A 24,257-nucleotide genomic window follows, 5' to 3' on the forward strand; every position below is an offset into this window, starting at 1 on the left:
GTAGACCGCCGCCGAGCCGCGCCGCAGCGAGCCCTGGCTGATCGCCAGCGTCAGGCTGTCCATCACCCGGATGAAGGGGATGATGCCGCTGGTCTGGCCCGCGCCCTTCACCTTCTCGCCGATGGAGCGCACGCCGCCCCAATAGGTGCCGATGCCGCCGCCGTTGGAGGCCAGATGCACGTTCTCGTTCCAGACGCCCTGGATGCCTTCCAGGCTGTCGGGCACCGCGTTCAGGAAGCAGGAGATCGGCAGGCCCCGGTTCGCGCCGCCGTTCGACAGCACCGGCGTCGAGGGCATGAACCAGAGCTTGGAGATGTAGTCGTAAATCCGTTGCGCATGTTCGGCATCATCGGCGTAAGCCGTGGCGACGCGAGCGAACATGTCCTGATAGCTTTCGCCGGCCAGCAGGTAGCGGTCTTCCAGCGTCGTCTTGCCGAAATCGGTCAACAGGGCGTCGCGGCTGCGATCGACCTCGACCTTCCTGACCAGCGTCAGCTGCGGGCGCGCGGTGGCGTCCACAACCCGTTCAATAGACTCGGCAATCCCAACTTTCGCCGCTTCACTCATCGTCCCTGACCCATGCCCCTGTCAGAAGGAAAACCTTCTGACGCCCCTACATGTTGTGGGCGATGCGCCCGAACAACCCACATATGGGGCACCCGTCCTAATGACTCGTCAATGAGGACGACCGATCGGCGCCCAGATTTTTTCGTAAACCAGCGGTTAACAAGCACCCTTGCCCCTCGGCAGATCAACCACTTGGCGGTCATTGCCGCACCGCCGCTCACGACACTGTGAGAATAGTCGTGCGCGCTTCTAGGGATTGAGGTTGAGCAGCGCCGGGTCGCCGCCCTGGGCGGCGATATTGACGCTCACCGCGCGCTCCACCGCATAGCGCAGGAGCGCGTTGGGGCCGCCCGCCTTGGGCCCGGTGCCGGAGAGGCCCTCGCCGCCGAACGGCTGGACGCCGACCACCGCGCCGATCATCGAGCGGTTGACGTAGGCATTGCCGGCCGGGACCGCGGCGCGGACCTGCTCGGCGAAGGCCTCGATACGGCTATGCACGCCCAGCGTCAGGCCGTAGCCGGCGGCGGCGAGCGGGGCTGCGGCCGCGGCCAGGTCATTGGCGTCATAGCGGACGACATGCAGGATCGGCCCGAACACCTCTTTCTGCAGGAAGGCCGCCGACGGGATCTCCGCCAGCACCGGGCCGAAGAAGTGGCCGCCCGCGGGCGGGGCGAGCTCGTGCAGCACCTTCGCCTCCTTGCCCAACCGCTCACGATGTTTGGCGAGCGCGGCGCGGGCATCCTCGTCGATCACCGGGCCGATGTCGGTGCGCGGATCGGCCGGGTCCCCGAGCACCAGGGCGTCCATGGCGCCGGCAAGGCCTTCGATTAGGGCGTCGGCGGTGTCGTGCGGCGCGAACAGCATGCGCAGGGCCGAGCAGCGTTGGCCGGCCGACCCGAATGCCGAGGCGATGACGTCGTCGATCACCTGTTCGCGGAGCGCCGTGGTGTCCACGAACATGGCGTTCAGGCCCCCGGTCTCGGCGATGAACGGCACGATGGGGCCGTTGCGCGCCGCCAGCGTCCGATTGATCGCCCAGGCGGTCTCCGTCCCGCCAGTGAAGGCGACGCCGGCGCAGGACGGGTGGGAAACCAGCGCCTGACCGATGGTCGCCCCATCGCCAGGCAGCAGATGCAGGAGATCGGGGTTCAGGCCCGCGGCATGGAAGAGACGCACAGCGGCGGCGGCGATCAGTGGGGTCTGCTCGGCGGGCTTGGCGAGGACCGCATTGCCAGCGGCCAAGGCCGCTGCGATCTGGCCGGTGAAGATGGCCAGCGGGAAGTTCCACGGGCTGATGCAGGCGAAGACCCCGCGTCCGTGTAGGGAGAGCTGGTTGGTCTCGCCCACCGGTCCGCGCAGGGTTTCCGGATGGGCGAACTGCCGCTCGGCCAACATGGCGTAGTAGCGGCAGAAGTCGGCGGCCTCGCGCACCTCGGCCACGCCATCGGACAGTGTCTTGCCGGCCTCGCGCGCGCAGATGGCGATCAGCCGCTGGCGGTTGGCCTCCAGGGCATCGGCCATGGCGCGCAGCACCGGCGCGCGGCCCTCGCCGCCCAGGTCGTTCCAGGCGGGCTGCGCCGCCGCAGCGGCCGCAAAGGCGGTGTCAACATCGGCGGCTGAGGCGTCTGCGGCGTCGCCGATGGCTCGGGTCAAGTCGGCGGGCGAGACGCGCGAGGCAGTCACACCAGCAATCATCCCTCCACGGACGATTGGCGCGGCCTCGAGCATCGTCAGGGCTGAGATGGCCGCAGTCAGGGCCTCCCGGGTCTTGGTGATCGAGAGGTCCAGCCCCTCCGAATTCCTGCGCCCGGGGCCATATAGATCGGCCGGAAGCGGGATCCGTGGGTGCGGCGCGCCGCCGGAAGCCTCGACTGCGGCGATCGGATCGGAGACTACCTTCTCCACCGGCGTGCGTTCGTCCAGCAGGGCGTGCACGAACGAGGTGTTGGCGCCGTTCTCCAAGAGGCGGCGAACCAGATAGGGCAGCAGGTCCTCGTGGCTGCCCACCGGGGCGTAGACCCGCAAGGGGAATTCGCCGTAGCGGTCGCGCGCGCCGGCGTAGAGCGCCTCACCCATGCCGTGCAGCCGCTGGAACTCCGGCGAGAGACCGGCCTGGGTCGCCATCAGGCGCACGGCGGCGAGCGTGTGGGCGTTGTGGGTGGCGAACTGAGCGTAAAGCGCTGGGGCCGCGCCCAGCAGCGCGCGCGCGCAGGCCAGGTACGAAAGGTCGGTCGCGGCCTTGGTCGTATAGACCGGATAGCCTGGCAAGCCGGCCACCTGGGCGCGCTTGATCTCCGAGTCCCAGTAGGCGCCCTTCACCAGACGCACCATCAGCCGCCGGCCGCTCGCCCGCGCGATCCCGGCCACCGCCTCGATCGCCTGGGGCCCGCGCTTCTGATAGGCCTGGACTGCGAGGCCCAACCCTTTCCAGCTCCCGAGTTCGGCCTCTTCCGCCAGCTTTTCCAGAAGCTCCAAGGAGATGACCAGACGGTCGGCCTCCTCGGCGTCGAGTGTCAGGTTGATGTTGGCCGCGGCCGCCAGCACGGCCAGACGCCTGATGCGCGGATAGAGCTCGCCCCAGACACGGTCGGGCTCGCGCGCCTCATAGCGCGGCGAAAGCGCCGACAGCTTCACGGAGACGCCGTGCCCCGCCTCTGGGCCCTGGGCGCCGGCGTGCTTGCCCACCACCCGGATCGCCGCGGCGTAGGCGGCCTCGTAGCGCTCCGCGTCGGCCTCGGTGCGTGCGCCCTCGCCCAGCATGTCGAAGGAGCAGACGAAGCCATCCTGCGCCGCGCGCCGGATGGCTTTTTCGATGGTCGCGCCCAGCACGAACTGCTCGCCCATGATCTTCACCGCGGCGCCCACCGCGCGGCGGATCACCGGCTCGCCCAGGCGGCCCGCCAGCCTGCGGATGAAGCCCGGCAGGTCAGCGCCGGCTTCCTCGTCCGGGTCGATCAGCTTGCCGGTAAGCATCAGGCTCCAGGTCGAGGCGTTGACCAGCAGCGAGTCGGAATTGCCCGCGTGGCTCGCCCAGTCGGCCGAGGCGATCTTCTCAGCGATCAGCTTGTCGCGGGTCTCTTCGTCCGGCGTACGCAGCAGAGCCTCGGCCAGGCACATCAGCGCCAGGCCCTCGCGGGTCGACAGGCTGAATTCCTGCAGGAAGCTCTCGACCACGCCCTGGCGCTTCGCTCCGCGTCGGGCCGCGCGGACCAGGGCCACGGCCTCCTGGTTCACCGCCGAGCGGTCTTCGGCGCCTAGGGGCTTGCCCGCCAGTGCGGCGGCCACAGCCTGCCGCTCATCCGTGAATTTAGCCGAGTCCAGGTGATCGAAAGCCATGTCCATCCCGAGCGTTCGCGGGGACTAATGAGAAGGTCGTGCGCCAAGCGCAAGGCCCGGGGTCAATTCCCGCCCCAAACGCAAGGAGCCCGGCCTTTCGGCCGGGCTCCCGCAACTTTCACCGATCGCTCGGCAGTCGAGATCAGAAGCTGATATCGACCGTGGAACGGCGGTTCAACGGTTCCTTCACGCCATCGGCGGTCTGGACGGCAAGGTTGGTCTTGCCCTTCCAGTCGACCGACAGGGCGGTCTGGGCGACGCCCATTCCGACCAACGCGTCGGCGACGGCCTTAGCGCGGCGTTCCGACAGGCGGATGTTGTAGGCCGCCGAACCGGAGGTGTCGGTGTAGCCGACGACGGTCACTTTGGTGGCGTGACCGGCCGAAGCGTAGTTGGCCGCTTCCTGCACCACCGACTGGGCTTCCGGCGTCAGGATGTACTGATCGAACGGGAAGTAGACGATGAACTGCTTGGCCTCATAAGCCGGCGGCGGCGGCGGAGGCGGCGGAGGCGGAGGAGGAGGCGGAGGCGGAGGCGGAGGGGGCGGCGGCGGCGGCGGCGGAGGCGGCGGAGGCGGCGGCGGAGCCGCGAAGGAGTACCGCAGACCCAGGGTCACGGAATTGTCCTTGTAGCGGCCTTCGAAGTTGCCCGGCTGCAGCGCGTTGGAGCCCACCGAGGTATAGGTCGCCGGCGAGGTTCCCAGGTAGCGCCAGGTCAGGTCGACGTTCAGGCGATCCATCGCCTTCCAGGACGCGCCAGCAAGCAGCTGGTAGGCGAAAACCGTCTGGCTGTCGGCGATGTGCAGGGTCTGGATGGCGGGATTGGCGCCGCCCTGAGCCGTCACCGTGCCCGTAACGTTCGAGAACTGGCCATCGCTGGTCAGGTCGAGGTGATCGGCCCCGAGGCCGAAGCCGATGAAGGGATCGATCACCCAGTTCGGGCCGATGTCGTAAAGGACATTGGCCAACACGCTCCAGGATTCGATCTTGCCGTTCGGCGCGCCGCAGGTCGGCGACGCCGCGCTGCGGAACACGCCCGGGTTGCAGAGGCCGATGATCGCTTGGTTGGTGCCGCCCGCGACGCTGCTCAGGTTCCCGGGCCGGTAGCCCGCTTCCAATTCAACGCGCCAGTGGTCGGCTACCTGATAGCCGAGACGCGCGAACCCGGTGTAGTCGTCCTTCTGATTGAAGTTCCAGATGTACTTGTTGCCGTTGGCGGCAAGGTTGCTGGAATCGAGCTTGTCCGAAATCGGCATGTGGTAGCCAAGATCGATGGCCCCATACCAACCGGTTTCCGCAGAAGCAGCCGACGCGGCGAACACCGCCGCCAGCGCGGCTCCTGCCAGGAGTTTGAACTTCATAATCAGAGCCCTCTCATTGCCCTAGCGCTGCGGCCTATTGACCCAGCTTTTCTTATATCAAGCCGCCGAGATTAGGTAAGTGTCACCGAAGCCACACTTGAACCTCAATCTCTTCGGCCAGCGAGCTTAACCGGACGCTATACGACTATCGCCATGGGGATCAACATCGGCCGCGAGGCCGATCCACAGCTTTGCCGGAAAACCGGAGCGTCCGGCGCGGTCGCCAGTTCTTTCCGGTCTTGTCCTGGATCGCGAAAGGCCCGTGCAAAGCCTTGACAGCTTCGCCTTCGGCCTCACCGAACGCTTTGGAATGACTTGTAAATCTGTGTTGTCGCCGCAGATGGGGTGAGTGCACGCCAAGGCTACGCTCGGCCAAGGCCAACCGCTCCCGGATCCCCGCCCGACCGGCGTCATCAACGCCCCCTTACTAACCGGCGCCCCATATGCGCTGACCCCAGAACGAAGACAGCGCCGCTTAGTTCCCACCGCAGGCCGAGCACGGACCAATTTTCGGCGCCTTCCCGGCGCCGTTGCCGACTCAGGATTCATCGCTGGCTGACAGTAGAGTTGGCCGGCGACCGGCAAAGCGTCGGGCGGCTTGAGAAATCGTGGCGGGGGCGTAAGAGACGCGCCATGCCGACGGCCCGCACCGCCACGCACGACCGAAGGGCGATCGCCGCCCTCTTCGTGATGTTCGCGTTGCTGGTCCAGGCGATGATGCCGACCATGGTCATGGCCGCGCAAGCCGACGGCCAGATGGTCGTCTGCACCGCCGGCGGCATGCAGACCATCGCCACAGATGGCAAGTCCCGGGCTCCAGCGCCGAACCATGGCGCGCCCTGCCACGATTGCCTGGCGGCGGCCCTCGCCGCCGCCGAGCCGCCGCCGTTGCTGGCCATCCAACCTGTTGTCTACACTGACGCCCGCGTCGAACACGCAACGCCTGCCCAACCGATCGCACCGCGCGCCCGCGCCCCGTCCCGGCCGCCGGGCCAGGGACCACCGACCGCCTGAACCAGACCTAGCCGCGCCGCGCCCCGCAGGGCGCCGACCTACGCTTGCTGTTCAGGACCCAGCTATGACCCCGCAATCCGGGGCGCGTCGCGCCCTCTTCGCCGGCGCCGCCGTGTGCGCGTTGGCCGTTTCAACTGCCGCCAATGCCGATGCGGATGCCGCAGCTATCGCCTCTCCCTCAGTGGAGACCGTGATCGTCACCGCCCCGTCCTCGATCTCCAACCTCTCGGGGGTTCCCAACACCACCTCGACGGTGACCGCCGGCGATGTGGCCAGGACGATCAACCTGGTCACCCCGGAGGACATCCTGCGCTACGTACCCGACGTGCTGGTGCGCCAGCGGCATATCGGCGACACCCAGTCGCCGATCACCAGCCGCACCTCGGGCGTCGGCGCCTCCGCCCGCACCCTGCTCTATGTCGACGGAATCCTGCTTTCCGCCCTGATCGGCAACAACAACACCAGCGCCTCGCCGAAGTGGGGCCTGATCACGCCGGACGCCGTGGAGCGCGTGGACGTGCTGAACGGCCCCTTCGCGGCGGCCTTCCCAGGGAACTCCGTCGGCAGCGTGATCGCCTTCGTCACGCGCATGCCGAAGCAGCTCGAAGCCCACTTGGAGGTTCAGGGCGCCAGTCAGTCGTTCTCCAAATACGGGGATGACAAGAACTATTCCACGGGCCGGTTCGCCGCAGACATCGGCGATCGGATGGGCGATTTCTCGTTCCGGATCAGCTATAACCACCTCGACAGTCACAGCCAGCCGCTGACCTATTCCACCGCCACTGTTCCAGCGGCGGCGAGCTCGGCCGGAACCCCCGTGACCGGCGCCTTCAATGACGCCAACCGCACCAGCCAGCCGATCGTGGTGCTGGGCTCGGACGGGTTGGAACACCAGGTGCAGGACAATGCCTCCGGGCGCTTCACCTATGATTTCACGCCCACGCTGACGCTCGCCTACACCTTCGGCCTGTTCGCCAACCACGACGACGCCACGGTGAACAGTTACCTGCGCGACGCCTCGGGCGCGGCGGTCTACGCCGGAGCGATCAACATCGCCGGCCACGCCTACAACATCGCCGCCAGCAGCTTCTCGAACGGGGTCTATGCCCTCGACGAACTCGAATTGGCCCAGGGCCTGTCGCTAAGCTCCCATACCGGCGGGGTCTTCGACTACGACATCACCGCCACGACCTTCGACTACCTGCAGAGCCACCAGCGGACGCCGACAGGGGCCCTGCCCGCGGCGTTCTCCGGCGAGGCCGGCTCCGACGCCGAACTGGACAACACCGGCTGGTACACCCTGGACGCCAACGGCAAGTGGCGGCCGAACGACACCCACACGGTCACCTTCGGCGCGCACCAGGACAGCTACCTGCTGGACAATCCGAAGTACGCGCTCGCCAGCTGGACATCGGACTCGGAGGGGGCGCTTCAGACGCTGAGCAAGGGACGCACGCTGACTCAGGCGTTCTGGGCCCAGGACCTCTGGTCGCTCACCCCCGACCTGAAGCTGACGGTTGGCGGGCGCTACGAGCACTGGCGTGCTTCCGACGGCCAAAACGTCTCGGCTTTGCCCGCCCTCAACACCCATCAACCGGAGCTCAGCAAGGATACGTTCTCGCCAAAGGCGGTGCTGGCCTGGTCGCCAATGGCGGGCTGGACCTTCAAGGGCTCGGTCGGTGTCGCCAACCGCTTCCCGACGGTGAGCGAGCTTTATCAGGCGGTGACCACCGGCCCGATCCTGTCGGTCCCCAACCCTAACCTGAGCCCGGAGCGGGCGCTCTCCAGCGAGCTTTCCGCCGAGCGCGGCGGGTCGGATGGGTCCTTGCGGGTCTCGCTGTTCGACGAGCGGGTGCACAACGCTCTAATCTCGCAGACCGGGACGCTGAACGGCTCCGCCGTCAGCTTCGTCCAGAACGTCGACCGCACCCGCTCCACGGGGGTCGAGGTTGTCGGCGACCAGAAGGACCTGTTGATCAAGGGATTTGAGCTGTCCGGGTGGGTGACGTACCTCGACGCCGAGACGGTGAAGGACCCGGCGCTGCCCACGGCGGACGGCAAGCGTCTGCCGCAACTGGCGCGCTGGCGAAGCGGGGTGGTCGCCACCTATACGCCGCCTGCCTTGCCGATGCTCGATTTCACCCTGGCGGCCCGCTACAGCGACCGAATGTTCGCGACGATCGACAACAGCGACCACTACGCCAACACCTACCAGGGGTTTGGCGCCTTCTTCGTGATGGACGCTCACGTCCGCTATCGGATCAATGACCATCTGGCCGCGGATGTCGGCGTCGATAACCTCAACGATCGCAAATACTTCCTCTTTCACCCGTTCCCACAGCGGGCGGTGCTGATCGACCTCAAGTACAGCTACTGACCCGGAGAGCAGCATGTCCAAGACCCTCAAGATCGCGGGATTGGTGGCGGCTACGACGCTTCCCTTCGCCCTGGCCGCACGGGCGCACGTGGTGGTCGCTCCCACCATGGCCGCGCCCGGCGCCACGGAGACGCTCAACTTCATCGTCGGTCACGGCTGCGACGGCCAGCCGACCACGGCCTTGCGGATCGAGTTGCCCAAGGCGGTGACGGCGGTCGAGCCCCTGCCGAAGCCGGGCTGGACGGCGACGGCGGAAGCCTTGCCCGACGGCGGCCACGCCGTGACCTGGCGCGGTGGCGAGCCGCTGACCAAGGCTGACGGCTTCGCCGTGCGGGTCCGCCTGCCCGGCCAGGACGGGCGGGTGGCCTTCGTGGCCGTGCAGTCCTGCGGCGAGACCACCGTGCGCTGGGACGAGCCGGTCCCCGCAGACGGACCCAAGCCGAAGCATCCGACTCCGTTGGTGACCCTGGGGGCCGCCGCGTCCGCCGCGGCCGCGGCGCCGGCCGCCGCGGTAGGCCCCACGCCCCGCGAGCGCCTGCCGAAGGGCGTGCAAAGGCTGGCGGACGGCGGCCTGGCCGACGCGGCCGGCCAACCGCTCTACACCTTCAACTTCGACACCATGGTCGGCATGTCGCATTGCGAGGACGACTGCGCCCGGATGTGGCCGCCGCTGGCCGCGGCGAAAGGCGCTGAGCCGTTCGGCGACTGGAGCCTGATCCCGCGCCCCCAGGGCGGCGTCCAGTGGGCCTACAAAACCAAGCCGCTCTATGCCTATTCACAGGACCGTCCCGGCGAGCCGGCGCGCGGATCCGAGGCGCCGAACTGGACGCGGGCGAAGTAGGCTTGGGCGCCTGACGGTCGCCATCTTCGCAGCGTAGGGACCGCCCATGAAACAGACGCTCATCGCCGCCATCGCCCTGGCCGGCCTCGCCGCGCCCCTCAGCGCGCTCGGCGCCGGCAAGGTCGAGGTGCTGCAACCCTGGAGCCGGCCGGCCGTCGCCGGCACCACCGGCATCGGCTACATGGTGCTCGCCAATCACAGCGCCTCGACCGACGCCCTGGAGAAGGTCGAAAGCCCGCTGGCCAGCCGCGTGGAAATGCACGCCTCGGCCATGTCCGGCGGGATCATGACCATGCAGCGAGAGGATCGCGTGACGGTCCCGGCCGGCGGGCGGACGGTGTTTGGACCGGGCGCCTATCACCTGATGCTGATCGGCCTGACCCGCACGCTGAAGACGGGCGACCAGGCGCCGGCGACCCTCAGCTTCGCCAGCGGGGCCAGGGTCAAGGTCATGTTCCAGGTCACCGACGGGAGGCCGCCGGCGCCCCCGGCGGGCGCGAAGCCCTGAGCGCTCGGCGGTTCCTGACCAAAATGTAACGCCCGCTGGCCGCCCCGCGAGGGCATGGTCTGGCCACATCCAATCTGCGAGAGCCGAACCCACGATGAAGACCCATTGGCTTGGCGCCGCCGCGGCGGCCGCCCTCCTCGCCGCCGGCCCGATTCTGGCCCGTGCGGAGGAGCCCGATCCTGCACCGGTCCACGCCAAGGCGAAGCCCAAGCCCAAGGCCAAAGCCAAGCCGCCCGCCGCCGTGGCGTCGCCCACGGGTCCAGCGCCGGATATCGCCCAGGCCCCCCGGATGGGGACCTGGGGCTTCGACCTGGCGGGCCGCGACACCTCGACCAATCCGGGCCAGGACTTCTTCCAGTACGCCAACGGCGGCTACGAGAAGGCCATGGTGATCCCGGCCGACCGGGCGAGCTTCGGCGCCTTCGACGCCCTGAACGATCTGTCGCAGGCTCGCTTGCACGCCCTGCTCGACAAGGCCGCGGCCGATACGTCCGCCACCGGCGAACTGGCCAAGGTCGGCGCCCTCTACCGCAGCTTCATGGACGAGGCGAAGGTCAACGCCCTGGGCGCCAGGCCGATGGCCGCCGACCTCGCCGCTATCAAGGCCGAGAAGACCAAGGCCGACGTGGCTCGGGCCATGGGCAAGGCGCAGCACACCTACGGCGGTTCGATCTTCGCCGCTTCGGTGCAGGTCGATGGCAAAGACCCCGACCACTATGCCGTCTACCTGAACCAGGCGGGCCTCAACCTCCCCGACCGCGACGACTACCTCGAGAAGACCTTCGCGGCGCAGAAGGCCAAGTACGAGGTCTACGTCGCCAAGATGCTGACGCTGGCGAAGTGGCCGAACCCGGCGGCCAACGCCAAGGCGATCGTGGCGCTGGAAACCGAGATCGCCACGGACTCTTGGACCAAGGAGGACCAGCGCGACGACAACAGGATGTACAACGCCTATGACGCCGCCAAGCTGGCCGAGCTGGCGCCGGGTTTCGACTGGAGCGCCTTCATAGCGGGCGCGGGCCTGACCAAGGCTGTGCGGGTCGTCGCCCAGGAAAACACAGCTTTCCCGAAGCTCGCGGCAATCTACGCGAAGACCCCGATCGCGACGCTGAAGGCCTGGCAGGCGTTCAGCCTGGCCGACCAGGCCGCGCCCTACCTGTCGCAACCCTTCATCGACGCGCGCTTTGATTTCCGCGGAAAAGCGCTGAATGGCCAACCCACCCAGCGGCCCCGCTGGAAGCGCGGGGTGCAACTGGTTGACGGCCAGATCGGCGAGGCCCTGGGCAAGGTCTACGTCGCCGCCTACTTCCCGCCGGAGAGCAAGGCCAAGATGCTGGCGCTGGTGGGCGACATCCGCACCGCCATGAAGGCCCGTATCGAGCTTCTCGACTGGATGAGCCCGCCCACCAAGGCCAAGGCGCTGGAGAAGCTGGCCGCCTTCACCGTCAAGATCGGCTACCCGGACAAGTGGCGCGACTATTCGGGCCTTACGATCAAGGAGGATGACCTCTACGGCAACGTCAGCCGCGCCACGACCTTCGACTGGGACTTTCGCGTGGGCCGGCTTGGCGGCCCGGTGGACCGCTCCGAATGGGGCATGACGCCGTCCACCATCAACGCCTACTACAACCCCAACGGCAACGAGATCGTCTTCCCGGCCGCGATTCTGGCGCCGCCGTTCTTCGATCCGGACGGCGACATGGCGATCAACTACGGCGCCATCGGCGGCGTGATCGGCCACGAGACGACCCACGGCTTCGACGACCAGGGCCGCCACTACGACGGGACCGGCCGACTGACCGACTGGTGGACGCCGGAGGACGCGGCCAAGTTCCAGGCCGAGACCGTCAAGCTTGGCAAGCAGTACGGCGCATTCGAGGTGCTGCCCGGCGCCAAGATCAATGGCGACCTCACCATGGGCGAGAACATCGCCGATCTCGGCGGGTTGCTTCTGGCGCTCGACGCCTACCACACGTCCCTGCACGGACGGCCGGCGCCGATCATCGACGGCCTGACCGGCGACCAGAGGGTGTTTCTGGGTTGGGCGCAGGTCTGGCGGGGCAAGACCCGCGACGACGCGCTGCGCCAGGAACTGGTCAGCGACCCGCACTCACCGGAACGCGCGAGGGTGGATGTGCCGATGCGCAACGTTGATGCGTTCTACGCCGCCTTCGGGCTGAAGCCTGGCGACGCCATGTACGTCGCCCCGGCTGATCGCGTCAGGATCTGGTGAGCCCTCGGTCCACTTTTGACTTATGTGTCAAAACTTGGCTTCGCGCAAAAATTTGGCCCGCTGCGGGGGATAATCGCAGCGGGCCGTTTTTTGAGCAGTCGCTCTTATTAGAGCGGGCGTTTCCTCCCCGAAACGCCGGAGATCCAAGGTCTTGCGCCTTCGTGTCTCTCGCGATGTGAAGAAACGGCAATTTTTGACCCGAGTCAACGGGCGCGAGGCCCTCAAAAGGCATGACGGCGTCAGATTTTCGAGTGGTCGGGGAAATATAGGCCGGCTTTTGACGCACGCGTCAAAGAACCCGTTGTTTCAGGGCTGCGAATGGCGGGCAGGCGACCTCAAACACGAAGTCCGGCTGCGAGACGGTCACCGGACCCAGGCCCGCCGCCGTAAGCGCCGCGGCGGCTTCGGCGGCGCGCGCCGTTTCGACCATTACGCCATGCGGCCGACGCTGCGCGCCTTGATGCAACAGAGCATCAACGATGGCGGCCTCGGATTCGTTCCCGGCCGCCGGCCAGATCAGGGTGGTGTTGGTCAGCGCCGCAGCGCGGGCCTCCACGGCCCGCAGCAGACGCTCGGCGGCGGCCAATTGCGGCTGGCCCCACGCGGCCTTGAGGCTGGCGGTCAGTTGCGCCTGGCTCCTCAAGATCAGGCCATCGGACAGGATCTTCAGCCCGTTGGCGGCCAGTGTGGCGCCGGTGGTGGTGATGTCGACGATCAGTTCCGCCGCGCCCGACGCCGGAGCCCCTTCGGTGGCGCCGCCTGATTCGGTGATTCGGTAGTCGACGACTCCGTGGCGGGCGAAGAAGGCGCGGGTTTGGGCCAGGTACTTGGTCGCCACCCGCATGCGCCGGCCCTTACGGGCCAGGAAGTCGTGCGCCACCTCCTCCAGGTCGGCCATGGTGTCGACGTCGAGCCAGCTCTTCGGTGCGGCGACCACCAGGTCGGCGCGGCCGAAACCCAGGGGCCGCAGCAGCAGGACCCGGCTTTCCAGATCGCCACGCTCGCGCAGCAGATCCTCGCCGGTGACGCCGAGGTGCGCCTCGCCGGCGCCAAGCGCATCGGCGATGTCGCCGGCCGACAACAGACGCACCTGGGCGCCCGGCAGGCCCTTGAGGTTGGCCAGATAGCCGCGCGCGCCCCCGCTGACCGAGAGGGGAAGGCCGCAGTCGGCCAGCCATTCCTCGACCTGCTCCTTCAGCCGCCCCTTGGACGGGATGGCGATGATCAGTTCACGGTTCATGCCTCGCCTCCCGCGAAGGCGCGCCAGGGACGGACCACGCAGCCCACGGCCCGGCCGTCGACCGCGCCGCCCAGCCGCGCCAGCAGGCCATCATAGCGTCCGCCCGAGGCCACCGGCCGGTCCGCGCCCAAGGCGGCGCTGCGCACCTCGAAGGTGAGGCCGTCGTAGTAGTCGAAGGCGTGGCCTAGCGCCGGGGCGAACCGCATCTGGGCGGCTGGGATAGCCGACAGCGCCGTCAGCCGGGCGTCCCAGTCGGATAGCGCCGCCTCAAGGCTCGCGCCCTCGCCGGCCAGAATACGCACATGTTTCAGGCCGACAGCGGGCGCCTCGGAGATGGCCATGAAGGCGCGGATCGCGGTGGCCTGCTGTTCGGTGAGCGCCGGAGCCGAGGCGGCCTCGGCGCGGCGCACAAGGCGCGCGGCGATCTCGGCGGGGCCACGGCCGCCGACCGGCTCGACGCCAGCCAGCGCCCAGACCTCTTCCAGCATTGCTGCGGCCTCGGCCTGCGGCAGGCCGGAGAGCATGCCGGCGAGCTGGCCGCCAGCGGTTGTCGGCGTCGTCGCCTCGCCGGCCCGCGCCAGTTCGGCATTCAGCAGGCGAGGCCGTCCCGCCACCCGCTTCAGCCGCGCCGCCAGCGCTTCAGGCAGGCCGAGCGATTCGATGAAGGCCGCGAACAGGCCCACGTCGCCCAGCCAAAGCGTGAGGTCGCCGCGTCCGCCGGCGAGGGCGGCGTCCCAGGCGAGGCTGGCGATCTCGGCGTCTGCAGGCGCGACGGACCCCCCGGCCGGTGCGAACAGTTCGACGCCCAGCTGCACGAACTCCTCGGGCCGCTCGCCCTCCGGCTCCGATCGGAACGCCGGCCCTTCGTAGAAATAGCGTCCAGCCGCCGCGCCGCTCTCTATGTGCCGCCCCACCACCGCGGCAGTGAAGTCGGGCCGAAGGCAGGTTTCTTCGCCGCCCTCCGCCTGCACCACGAACAGGCGCGCGCGCATGGCCTCGCCGGCCAGATCGAGCAGCAGGCCGAGCGGCTGCAGGATCGGCGCCTCGACGGGCTCGGCGCCCGCCGCGGCCAGCGCCGCGCGGATCGGCGCCAGAGCCTCAGCGGGAACCGGCGGCTCGACCCTCACGGCTGGGCGTCCACGATCTTTCGCACCGCTACGACCAACTCGGTGCGCGGCACGGTCATCTGGCCGGGCCGCTCGGCGCGCCAGGCGGCGTTGTCGGTGACAGCAGAGGCGAGTTCGCGGCCGAGGTCGAGATCCTTCAGCGTGACCGTCCCGGCGGCGAATTCATCGCCGCCGATGATCACCGCGGCCGGCGACAGCCGACGATCCGCATACTTCATCTGAGGGCGCATGCCCGACGTCCCGAGATAGACCTCGGCCGCGATTCCGGCGGCCCGCAGCTCTCCGGCCACAGCCATGTAGTCGGCCATCCGCTCCTGATCGAGCACCAGCACCACGACCGGCCCGCGAGCGTCCGCGGCCAGATCTCGGCCCGCCGCCTTCAGCGCCGCCGCCAGGCGGGTCACGCCGAAAGAAAAGCCCGTGGCCGGCGTGCGCTCACCGGTGAATCGCGCCACCAGGTCGTCGTAGCGACCGCCGCCCCCGATCGAGCCGAAGCGCATGGGCTGGCCCTTATCGTCCGTCGTCTGAAGAAGCAGCTCCGCCTCGAAGACCGCGCCGGTGTAGTACTCCAGCCCGCGCACCACGGATGGATCGAACGCCGCGCGATCCGCGCTGACGCCCAAGCCGGTCAGGGCCGCATCGATGGCGGCCAGCTCCGCCAGGCCTTCGTCGCCCTCCGCCGATCCGCCCACCACGTTGGAGAGCGCGCCCAGGGTCGCGCTTCGGTCGCCCGCGCCGGCCGCCGTAAAGGCGATCACCCGCTCGGCCGCTGCGGCGTTCAGGCCCGCGCCTTTGGTGAAGTCGCCGGACTCGTCCTTGCGCCCCTCGCCCAGGAGCAGACGCACCGCGTCCGGACCCAGGCGGTCCAGCTTGTCGACCGCGCGCAGGACGGAGAGTTTTTGCGCCTCGCTGGTCACGCCCGCGGCGGTCATGAGGCCGTTCAGCAGCTTGCGGTTGTTGATCTTCACGATGGCCGAGCCGGCCGGCAGGCCCGCGGCCTCCAGGCCGGCCACCGCCATGGCGATGATCTCGGCGTCGGCTTCCGGCCGCGCCGAACCCACGGTGTCGGCGTCGCACTGCACGAACTCGCGGTATCGCCCCGGACCCGGCTTCTCGTTGCGCCACACCGGCCCGAAGGCGTAGCGGCGGAAGGGCTTTGGCAGGGTCTCCCAGTTCTGGGCGGCGAAGCGGGCCAAGGGCGCGGTCAGGTCGTAGCGCAGCGCCATCCACTGCTCGTCATCGTCCTGCAGGGCGAAGACACCCTCGTTCGGCCGGTCGGCGTCAGGCAGAAACTTGCCGAGCGCATCGGCGTATTCGAACGCCCCGGTCTCAAGGGCCTCGAAGCCATAGCGTTCATAGACCTCCGCCACCGCGGCCAGGATCTTGCGCTCGGCGGTGAGGTCGCGGGCTCGGCGGTCGACAAAGCCCCGCGGAGGGCGGGCTTCGGGGCGGACGGCGTCGGTCATGGGCTCGCGCTTAGCCGTTGCCGCGTCTGCGCTCAAGGAAGGGTTCGTATCCATCGTCGTGTCCTTGGAAGGAAGGGGCGACGGACGAGGCTGATCTGGAGGCCCCGTCCGCATCGGCGGGGCTTCGGAGAGGGTCGCTTAGGCCAAGCGTTCCCGAACCGAACCCGCCAGGGTCGGATGGTGATGGTGGCCGTGGTGCTGCGCGGAACCGCTCATGGGGAGCGGCCTATAGCGAAGGATCGTGAACAAAGCGAGTCAGCCGCCGAGCCGCTGGATGAGGTGGGTCGTCGACGGATCGTGCTGTCCGGGCTTGCCGCCCTTCAGCTCGGCCAGAACGCGGGTGGCCAGCGTCTTGCCCAGTTCCACGCCCCACTGGTCGAAGCTGTTGATGCCCCAGAGCACGCCCTCGACGAAGGTCTTGTGCTCATAGAGCGCCAGGAGGGCGCCCAGCCGCTCCGGGTCCAGGCGTTCCAGCAGGATCATCGCCGACGGCCGGTCACCGGGGAAGGTGCGCTGCGGGGCCAGGGTCTCTATCTCGTCGGCCGCCATGCCCTTCGCGGCGAGTTCGGCGCGGACCTCGGCTTCGCTCTTGCCGACCATCAGCGCCTCGGCCTGGGCGATGACGTTGGAGAGCAGGATCTTCTGCGCCGCCGGGTCGCCTTCGGAGGCCTCCCGCACGGCGATGAAGTCTGTGGGGATCACGTCGGTGCCCTGGTGCATCAGCTGGAAGAAGGCGTGTTGCACATTGGTGCCGGCGTCGCCGAACACCGCCTGGGCGGTGTGGTGGGCGACCGGGCGGCCGTGGATGTCCACCCGCTTGCCGTTCGATTCCATCTCCAGCTGCTGCAGGAAATTGGGCAACAGGTGCAGGCGTTGCGCATAGGGCACCACCGCACGCACGGGTCGGCCCATGCCGTTGCGGTTGAAGACGTGGGCCAACGCCAGCAGCGCAGGGGCGTTCTGCGGCAACGGCGCGGACTGGAAGTGCGCGTCCATGGCCGCCGCGCCGGCCAAGAGGCGCTCAAACACCTGCGGCCCCAGGCCGATCACGCAGGAGAGGCCCACCGACGACCAGACCGAATAGCGCCCGCCCACCCAGTCGCGGAAACCGAACACATGATTGGCCGGCACGCCGAAGGCCTGGGCGATGTCGGGCGCGGCGGAAACGGCGACCAGTTGGGCGTCGCCGGGCGGGCCAAGGGTGGCGCGGAGCCACGCACGGGCGGCCTCGGCGTTGGTCATGGTCTCCTGGGTCGTGAAGGTCTTGGAGACGATCACCACCAGGGTCTGAGCGGGGTCGAGGCCGGCCAGCGCGAACGCCAACTCGGCGGGATCGACATTGGCCACGAAGCGCACCTCGATCGGCGCGTCGAGCGGCCGCAACGCCTCCCAGACTAGCCGTGGGCCGAAGTCGGAGCCGCCGATGCCGATGTGCACCACCGCACGATAGGGCTTGCCCGCGGCGCTGCGCAGATCGCCGGCGCGGATTCGATTGGCGAAGTCCGCCATCCGCACCCGCATCGCCTCGACTTCCTGCGAGACGGGTACGCCCTCGGCCCGGAAGGCCGAACCTTTCGGCGCGCGAAGCGCCATATGCAGGGCCGCGCGATGTTCCGAGGCGTTCACCGCCTCACCGGCGAACAGCCGGCGGCGCGCGCCCTCGACATCGGCGGCGCGGGCCAAGCCGAGCGCCAGGTCCAGATCGCCCTGCGACCAGGGTTGTTTGGAGACGTCCAGCTCCAGCCCGGCGGCATCGACCGACAGTCGGGCCAGTCGGTCGGGCTCAGTGTCGAACAGCGAGACGATGCGGCGCGCGCCGGCGGCGGCGCCGGCTCGGGTCAGTCGCCCCCAGGCGTCGTTCAGGTCGGACACGCATTGACCTCTTAAGTCAGCCTATTCGGCGGAGTTGTACTTCACGCTGCAGCCATAGGGCTGGGAGACCGGCGTGGCCACCGACCGCCCCGCCTTGAGGTCGGCCAGCGCCATCGCCACATAGGGCTTGGCGCCCTTCAGGCTCTCCGGGTCCGCATAGGGCCGGTCGTCGATCCCGCCCATGTAGGCGACGCGACCGGTCTTATCGATGACGAACATGTGCGGGGTGTTCTTGGCCCCGAACTCGCGGCCGATCTTGCCGTCGCTGTCCAGCAGGATGGCGGTCCCTGCCCAGTGTTCCTTGGCCGCCCAGGCCTTGGCCGTGCGGGCCGTGAAATAGCCCTGCATGGCTGGCGCGGAGGACGAGACCGTCAGCCAGACCACGCCGTCGGCCGTCTCCTTCTTCTGAAGGGCCTGCATGGTCCCGGACCCGTAGTGCTTGCCCACGTAGGGACAGCCGGAGTTGGTCCACTCCAGCACCACCGTCTTGCCGGCGAAATCGGAGAGCGAGCGTGAATGGCCGTCGGCGTCCAGGGCCTTGAAGGCCGGCGCGGGCTGGCCGAGCTGCGGCTCGGCGAAGGCGGGCGCCGCGACGCCAAGGCAGAAGGCGGCGGCGAGAAGCGTGCGGCGGGCGATCATCGCAAGGCTCCTTCCTCAGTGCTTGTCGGCGGCCTCGACCGCCTTGACCACGATGTCCGGCGTCAGGATCGACGGCAGGATAACGCCGTCGCCGCCATTGGTTCCATAGACCAGATAGAGCGGCACGCCGGCTCGGCCATGGGCGGCCAGTTCGGCGGCGATGGCGCCATCGCGTTTCGTCCAATCGGCCTTCAAATAGGCGACCTTATGGCGAGCGAACGCCTGGGCGACGTCATGGGTGGAAATCGCCACCTTGTCGTTGACCTGGCAGGAGACGCACCAGGCGGCGGTGTAGTTTACAAACACCGGCCGGCCCTCGGCGCGTAACGCCGCGACCCGCTCGGGGCTGTAGGGCTCCGACTGCAACTCACCGGCCTTGTCCTGCGGCCAGACCACCGCGGCGACGGCGAGCGCCGCGAGGAGGCCGGCGGCGACGCTCATCGCCGCGGGACTGCCGCCGGCTGCGGCGCGCCGCTGGCCGAGGCCAGCCAACCAGGCGGCTAGGCCCACCGCCACGGCGGCGGCGAACAGCTTGGCGAGGCCCTCGGGCCCGGCCTGCTGGGACAGCACCCAGGCGAGCCAGGCCGCCGCGCCGTACATCGGGAAGGCGAGCGCCTTGCGGAAGGTGTCCATCCAGGCGCCCGGCTTGGGCAGGCGCGAAAGCAGGCTCGGCGCATAGGTCACCAGGACGAAGGGCGCAGCGAAGCCTATCCCCAGGGCCAGGAAGACCGTCAGCGCCGCCGCCGGCGTCTGGGTCAGCGCCCAGCCCAGCGCCGGGCCCATGAAGGGCGCTGTGCAGGGCGCGGCCACGACGACGGCCAGGGTCCCGGTGAAGAAGGCGCCGATCAGGCCGCCGCGGCTGGCGAGGCCGGAGCCCGCGCCTTGCAGCGAGGTCCCGACCTCGAAGACGCCCGAAAGGTCGAGGGCCACGGCCAGCATCAGCAGACAAAGCACCGCCACCACGGGCGGCGACTGGAGCTGGAAGCCCCATCCGATCGCGGAGCCGGCGGCCTTGAGGGCGATCAGCAGGCCCGCCAAGGCCAGGAAAGTGACCACCGCGCCTGCGCCGAACGCCAGCCCCTGGCGACGCGCCGCGGCGCTCTCGCCGCCACCGTGTCCAGCCAGGGAAGCGGCCTTCATGGCCAGGATCGGGAACACGCAGGGCATCAGGTTGAGGATCAATCCGCCGAGGAACGCGAAGACCGCCGCAGCCGCAAGGCCGAGGTCCGCGCCGCCCTCGCCCCGGGCGGCCGGCGGCCCGAGGCCTGAAGCGCTGGGCGGCGGAACGCCGGGGGATGCGGCGACCTCGTAGGCCTTGGCGCCCGCCTCCAGGACGCCGCCGACGCTCGGCGGAGTCTTGCCGCCCTGAAAGCCGTAGCCGGGCGCCAGCATCAGGGTCAGGCCCTCAGGCCCACGGTCGATGGCCTGCGGTTTCGCGTGGTCGATGACCGTCGCGTCGAAAGGGAAGAAGTAGGCTCCGGCCGCGTCCGCACCCTTCAGCGCGACGCCCGTGATCGCCAGCGCCACGCCAGCCGGCTTCACCTGGTAGACCGCACTCAGCCCCGCCGGCTTCGGCGCCGCGGCCACCGCCGCCATCACCTGGGCGCCGGCCGCGCCACCGCCCGCGCCTGCCGTGGCCACGACCGGAAGTGTGAGGCTGAGCGCGTCGTCTTCCGGGACGCAGACGTCGGCGCATACCAGCAGGGAGACCTGGGCCTTCAAGGTGACCTTATCGCCGGCCTTGGCGTTGGCCGGCGCGGTGATCGGAACCGGCAGCAGGACCTCGTCCTGGTAGCCGTAGTTCATCAGCGGCCCGACGGGGATCTTCCTGGGCGCAGGCCAGACGATGTCGCCGGCGGTCCAGCCGGCCGGCAGGTCCCATTTGATCCGTGTGGGCTCGCCGCTATCCCCGGAATTGCGCCAATAGGTGTGCCAGTGGCTTTCGATCCTCTGGCGCAGGGCGACATAGACGGTCTCGCCCGGTGCGATGGCGTCCTTCGAGGCGAGAAGATCGGCGGCCACATGGTGCGTGGAGCCCGGCGCCTGGGCCAGAACGGGCGCCGGCAGGGCCATCAAGAACGCCAGGACAAGGCCCGCCAGGAACCGCATCGTCGCCTCATTACGCATCGTCAATCGGGCGCTATATGGCCCGGCGCGGCCCGATGCGCAAAGCGAGGCTCGACTTGGGTGCAGGCTCGCCCCCATCATCGGCGCAATCCGTCGCCCGAATCGCGTTTGCCAGGATCCGCCGTGCCCGCTTCCTTCGACGACATCCAGATCGGCCAAGTGGTCTCCCTAGGCGCGGCTGCGGTCGAGGCCGAAGCCCTGAAGGGGTTCATCGCCGCCTTCGCCCCCGGCTGGACGCCGGAGCGCGGGGCGCCGGACGCCATGGTCTATGCGATTTGGGCGCGGCTCGACGCGGTGGCTCACACCGACTGGCCGCAGACCAAGCGCCTGGGCGTCGACGCGCTCCGCTGGGTGCGCAACCCGCCGGCCGGCGAATTGCTGCGCGGGCGCATGACCATCATGGCCAAGGATCCCGTGGGCGACGGAAAGGGCATCATCATCGCCCAGCACGACCTCCTGGATGAGGCCGGCCGGCTGGTCTTCTCGTGCCTGACGCGGAGCGTCTTCGCCCGATAGCGCCTAGGCGTTGGCCGCCTGCGGCTGCTGCAGCTGACGGCTGAGCGCAAGCGCCACCAGCCGGTCCCAGCCGAGCAGCGATATCAGGTGGGCGTGGATCTGCGGCAGGGCGCCGTTGTCGCGCAGCTCGATATATTTGTCGGCCGGCAGCTTGAGCAGCTTTTCTTCAGAGACTCCGAAGTAGTCGGCTATCTTCTGCGGCTCGGCCGCCGAGCCGTCGGGGTTCATCGCGCTGTAGGTGGCGGCCTTGGTCTCCAGCAGGTCGAGCTCCTGCAGGATCTGGACGAAGTTGGCGGTGCGCTGACGTTCCAACTCGAAGTTGTTGCAGAACTCGATGCAGTTCTTGGTGTACTGGCTGGGCTGGCCGTCGGCCTCGAAGAACGGCATGTCATAGCCGTCCTCGACGATGAATTCCGCGGCGCGGTCGATGCACAGCACCATCTGCTTGGCCGCGTCGTCATTGGCGAAGATGAACGGATAGCGGCGGACATAGGCCGGGATGTAGATGCCCGGCTCGAACATGCCGTCGGCGCGCAGGAACATGTTCTCGCCGGCGTTCAGGCCCATCACCGAGATCGGCAGCTTCTCGTCGCCCACGAAGATGATCGGGCCGGTGGAGGCCGCCGCCGGGAACTCGCCGACCGTCAGCGGCACGGCGTGGCCGACCTTCGCGAAGCCGAAGGGTCCGTCCATGTTCTTGACGCCCAACTTGCCATGCATCTGCGGCGAGAGCGGCTCGGGCTGGGAGTAGAAGAGCACGTTGCCGGTGATGCCGGGCTGGGCGGGAGTCGTCATGAAGCGCCTTCGGGACCGAGGAGGACCGTGGATGGCCTGAAGCGGGCCGCCCGCGGGAAGTCGCCGCTTCTAGCCGATCAGGCCCTGACCCGCAAATGCGCCGGCTGGACGCTTGCGCCGCTCCGGCCCAGGCGCTTTGATCTCCGCCATAGTTCAGCGGCCACGAGAGCCAGCCCATAAAAATCGGAGGAATAGTCGTGCCCATCTTTTACCCGGACATCCTCGACCAGAAGACCGCTCCGCGCACCTTCACCTACGGCGACAAGGACGTGATGCTCTACGCCCTGGGCGTCGGCATGGGGCGCGACCCCATGAACGAGACCGAACTGCCCTTCGTCTACGAGAAGGGCCTGAAGGTGATCCCGACGGCGGCCACGGTGCTGGCCTCGGCGGGCGGCCGTCCGGCGCGCGGCGCCGACCTGGTCGAGCAGAAGCCCGGGCATCGGGCCAGCGTCATCAACTTCCTGATGGTGGTGCATGGCGAGCAGAAGGTGGAGCTGCACAAGCCTCTGCCGACCTCGGGGACATTCACCGCCCAGGGCCGCACGGTCGGAGCCTTCGATAAGGGCAAGGACAAGGGCGCGGTGATCATCAACGAGACCGTCTGGACCGACGAGGCGGGCGAGAAGGTCGCCACCCTGACCGGCTCGACCTTCGCCCGGGGCGACGGCGGCTTCGGCGGCCCCTCGGACGGCCAGCCAGAGCCGCACGAGATCCCCAGCCGCAAAGCCGACCTGTCCGTCGACATCGAGACCCGCGAGGACCAGGCCCTGCTCTACCGCCTGAACGGCGATCGCAATCCGCTGCACTCCGATCCGGAAAGCGCCAAGCGGTCCGGCTTTCCGCGGCCCATCCTCCATGGCCTCTGCACCTACGGCATCACCTGCCGCGCGGTGCTGCAGGCCATCACCGGCTACGATCCGGACCAGATCCTCAGCCACCAGGCGCGGTTCTCCGCCCCGGTGTTCCCCGGCGACACCATCACCGTCGACCTGTGGAAGGACGCAAACGTGATCTCCTTCGAGGCCCGGGTTGCGGCGCGCGGCGCGACGGTTATCAAGAACGGCAAGACCGTCCTGCGATCCTGACGCCTGGAGATATCTTGATCCGATCCCTGTTCCTGGCGGCCGCGGCCGTCCTTCTGCTGGGGGCTGCACCTGCGGAGAAGCCGGTCGTCGATCCGTCGCGCGCCGGGCCGTCGCTCGCCGGGCCGTCGCCGATCAAGCTGAGCGGCTATCTGTCCGCCGCTGCCATCGACGGCCAGGCGGTCATCGGCCCGCCGCCGGCCCTCGATTCGCCGCGCGGCCGGGCCGACAGGACCGTCTATCTGGAAACCCGCGCCATGGCGGGGTCGGCGCGCTGGATCCAGGCGACGAAAGACAATGACCTGTGGAACGGCGGAGCCCTGGAGCGCTACGCCTGCGCGCTTGGCGCGCCGATCGACGCCAAGGCGTCGCCGGCGACCTACCACCTGCTCCAACGGGTCGAACTGGACGCCCGTACGGTCGGGACGCCGCCCAAGGATCACTACAACCGCACCCGCCCGCCAATCGGCGACGAACAGCCCATCTGCATCAAGCGGGAGGACTGGATGAAGACCAACGCCTCCTATCCTTCCGGCCACGCGATGGTCGGCATGGCCTGGGGCCTGATCCTGGGCGAGCTGGCGCCGGCGCGGGCGTCGGGCTTGGCGCTGGCCGGCCGGGAGATCGGCGACAGCCGGGTGATCTGCGGCGTGCACTACCAGTCCGATGTCGAAGCCGGCCGCCTGCTGGGTTCGGTGATGGTGGCCCGCGAGCACGCCGACCCTGCCTTCCGCGCCGACTTCGCCGCAGCGCAAGCCGAGCTGGCCAAGACGCGCCTGGGTCCGGCCAACTGCCCGACCCCCTAAGGCCGGCACGCGATATAGACGATGTGCCGCTTCAACGGATGGTCGGCCGGCAGCGTCGGATGGTCGAAATCGTGGTCCGCGGCGCGAGACATGCCGAGCCGCTGCATCACCGCCCGAGACCGCAGGTTCGTTTCGCCGGTGTAGGCGTAAACCTCCTCGACGCCGGGCCGGGAGAAGCCGTCCGCGAGCACGGCGCGCGCCGCCTCGACAGCAAAGCCTGAGCCCCAGGCGTCGGGGGACAGCGCCCAGCCGATCTCCAGGCCCTGCGGAACACCGTCCAGCTCGGGTGACGGCGCCAGGCCACAGTGGCCGATCAGGCGCCCGTCCGCCTTGCGCTCGATGGCCAGA

Annotated in this window: 19 protein-coding genes; 8 read left to right on the forward strand and 11 right to left on the reverse strand. The window is 68.9% G+C overall.

The window, feature by feature from the left end; translation table 11 throughout:
- The 3 genes from E8A12_RS09245 to E8A12_RS09255 all read right to left on the reverse strand — a co-directional run.
- Nucleotides 1-567 (reverse strand): ribonucleotide reductase N-terminal alpha domain-containing protein (locus E8A12_RS09245; RefSeq protein WP_293367900.1); only part of this gene is annotated, 567 nt, incomplete at its 3' end.
- 249 nt (nt 568-816) lie between these two features.
- On the reverse strand, nt 817-3,903 hold the full coding sequence (gene putA, locus E8A12_RS09250; RefSeq protein WP_293367902.1) for a bifunctional proline dehydrogenase/L-glutamate gamma-semialdehyde dehydrogenase PutA: 3,087 nt from the start codon (nt 3,901-3,903) through the stop codon (nt 817-819).
- A gap of 142 nt (nt 3,904-4,045) precedes the next feature.
- Nucleotides 4,046-5,263 (reverse strand): OmpA family protein, encoded by a 1,218-nt coding sequence (locus tag E8A12_RS09255; RefSeq protein ID WP_293367904.1) that lies wholly within the window; start codon nt 5,261-5,263, stop codon nt 4,046-4,048.
- 633 nt (nt 5,264-5,896) lie between these two features.
- On the opposite strand from E8A12_RS09255, the gene E8A12_RS09260 reads away from it, so the two are divergent.
- From E8A12_RS09260 to E8A12_RS09280, 5 genes are all read left to right on the forward strand, one after another.
- Entirely contained in the window at nt 5,897-6,277 is a 381-nt protein-coding gene (locus tag E8A12_RS09260) for a DUF2946 family protein (RefSeq protein ID WP_293367906.1), read from the forward strand.
- A gap of 190 nt (nt 6,278-6,467) precedes the next feature.
- Nucleotides 6,468-8,654 carry a TonB-dependent receptor gene (locus E8A12_RS09265; RefSeq protein ID WP_293367908.1) on the forward strand — a complete coding sequence of 729 codons (2,187 nt, stop codon included), beginning with the start codon at nt 6,468-6,470 and terminating at the stop codon, nt 8,652-8,654.
- 13 nt (nt 8,655-8,667) lie between these two features.
- Nucleotides 8,668-9,495: a DUF1775 domain-containing protein gene (locus E8A12_RS09270; RefSeq protein WP_293367910.1), complete on the forward strand. Its 828-nt coding sequence runs from the start codon at nt 8,668-8,670 to the stop codon at nt 9,493-9,495.
- A 46-nt stretch (nt 9,496-9,541) separates the two neighbouring features.
- Nucleotides 9,542-10,003, forward strand: a complete 462-nt coding sequence (locus E8A12_RS09275) for a copper chaperone PCu(A)C (protein ID WP_293367912.1) — start codon at nt 9,542-9,544, stop codon at nt 10,001-10,003.
- A 94-nt stretch (nt 10,004-10,097) separates the two neighbouring features.
- The gene (locus E8A12_RS09280; protein WP_293367914.1) at nt 10,098-12,236 is read left to right on the forward strand and encodes a M13-type metalloendopeptidase; all 2,139 of its coding nucleotides are present in this window, start codon (nt 10,098-10,100) and stop codon (nt 12,234-12,236) included.
- Nucleotides 12,237-12,525: 289 nt separating this feature from the next.
- Here the strand turns inward: E8A12_RS09280 and hisG are convergent, their stop codons facing one another.
- The 6 genes from hisG to E8A12_RS09310 form a co-directional block, all read right to left on the reverse strand.
- A complete protein-coding gene (hisG, locus tag E8A12_RS09285) occupies nt 12,526-13,476 on the reverse strand; it encodes an ATP phosphoribosyltransferase (RefSeq protein ID WP_293367916.1) in 951 nt (316 codons plus the stop codon).
- Nucleotides 13,473-14,603, reverse strand: coding sequence for an ATP phosphoribosyltransferase regulatory subunit (locus E8A12_RS09290; protein ID WP_293367918.1), 1,131 nt, complete (start codon nt 14,601-14,603; stop codon nt 13,473-13,475). The genes hisG and E8A12_RS09290 overlap by 4 nt, the downstream gene beginning before the upstream one ends.
- Nucleotides 14,600-16,123, reverse strand: coding sequence for a histidine--tRNA ligase (hisS, locus tag E8A12_RS09295; protein WP_293367920.1), 1,524 nt, complete (start codon nt 16,121-16,123; stop codon nt 14,600-14,602). The genes E8A12_RS09290 and hisS overlap by 4 nt, the downstream gene beginning before the upstream one ends.
- Before the next feature lie 201 nt (nt 16,124-16,324).
- Complete coding sequence (gene pgi, locus E8A12_RS09300) at nt 16,325-17,941, reverse strand: glucose-6-phosphate isomerase (protein WP_293367922.1); 1,617 nt, start codon at nt 17,939-17,941, stop codon at nt 16,325-16,327.
- Nucleotides 17,942-17,962: 21 nt separating this feature from the next.
- Entirely contained in the window at nt 17,963-18,580 is a 618-nt protein-coding gene (locus E8A12_RS09305; RefSeq protein ID WP_293367924.1) for a redoxin domain-containing protein, read from the reverse strand.
- Between the two features lie 15 nt (nt 18,581-18,595).
- Nucleotides 18,596-20,689: a protein-disulfide reductase DsbD domain-containing protein gene (locus E8A12_RS09310; protein WP_293367926.1), complete on the reverse strand. Its 2,094-nt coding sequence runs from the start codon at nt 20,687-20,689 to the stop codon at nt 18,596-18,598.
- A gap of 141 nt (nt 20,690-20,830) precedes the next feature.
- Between E8A12_RS09310 and E8A12_RS09315 the strand changes: the two genes are divergently transcribed.
- Nucleotides 20,831-21,223, forward strand: coding sequence for an acyl dehydratase (locus tag E8A12_RS09315; protein ID WP_293367927.1), 393 nt, complete (start codon nt 20,831-20,833; stop codon nt 21,221-21,223).
- Nucleotides 21,224-21,226: 3 nt separating this feature from the next.
- On the opposite strand, the gene E8A12_RS09320 is transcribed toward E8A12_RS09315, so the two are convergent.
- Complete coding sequence (locus E8A12_RS09320; protein WP_293367929.1) at nt 21,227-22,018, reverse strand: SapC family protein; 792 nt, start codon at nt 22,016-22,018, stop codon at nt 21,227-21,229.
- Between the two features lie 197 nt (nt 22,019-22,215).
- Between E8A12_RS09320 and E8A12_RS09325 the strand changes: the two genes are divergently transcribed.
- Complete coding sequence (locus E8A12_RS09325; RefSeq protein WP_293367931.1) at nt 22,216-23,106, forward strand: MaoC/PaaZ C-terminal domain-containing protein; 891 nt, start codon at nt 22,216-22,218, stop codon at nt 23,104-23,106.
- A gap of 14 nt (nt 23,107-23,120) precedes the next feature.
- On the forward strand, nt 23,121-23,909 hold the full coding sequence (locus E8A12_RS09330; protein ID WP_293367933.1) for a phosphatase PAP2 family protein: 789 nt from the start codon (nt 23,121-23,123) through the stop codon (nt 23,907-23,909).
- Here E8A12_RS09330 and E8A12_RS09335 read toward each other — a convergent pair.
- A partial coding sequence (locus tag E8A12_RS09335; protein WP_293367935.1) for a GNAT family N-acetyltransferase occupies nt 23,906-24,257 on the reverse strand: 352 nt, incomplete at its 5' end. The genes E8A12_RS09330 and E8A12_RS09335 overlap by 4 nt on opposite strands.

This window comes from Phenylobacterium sp. (assembly GCF_004799395.1).
In the GTDB taxonomy this organism is placed as follows: domain Bacteria; phylum Pseudomonadota; class Alphaproteobacteria; order Caulobacterales; family Caulobacteraceae; genus Phenylobacterium.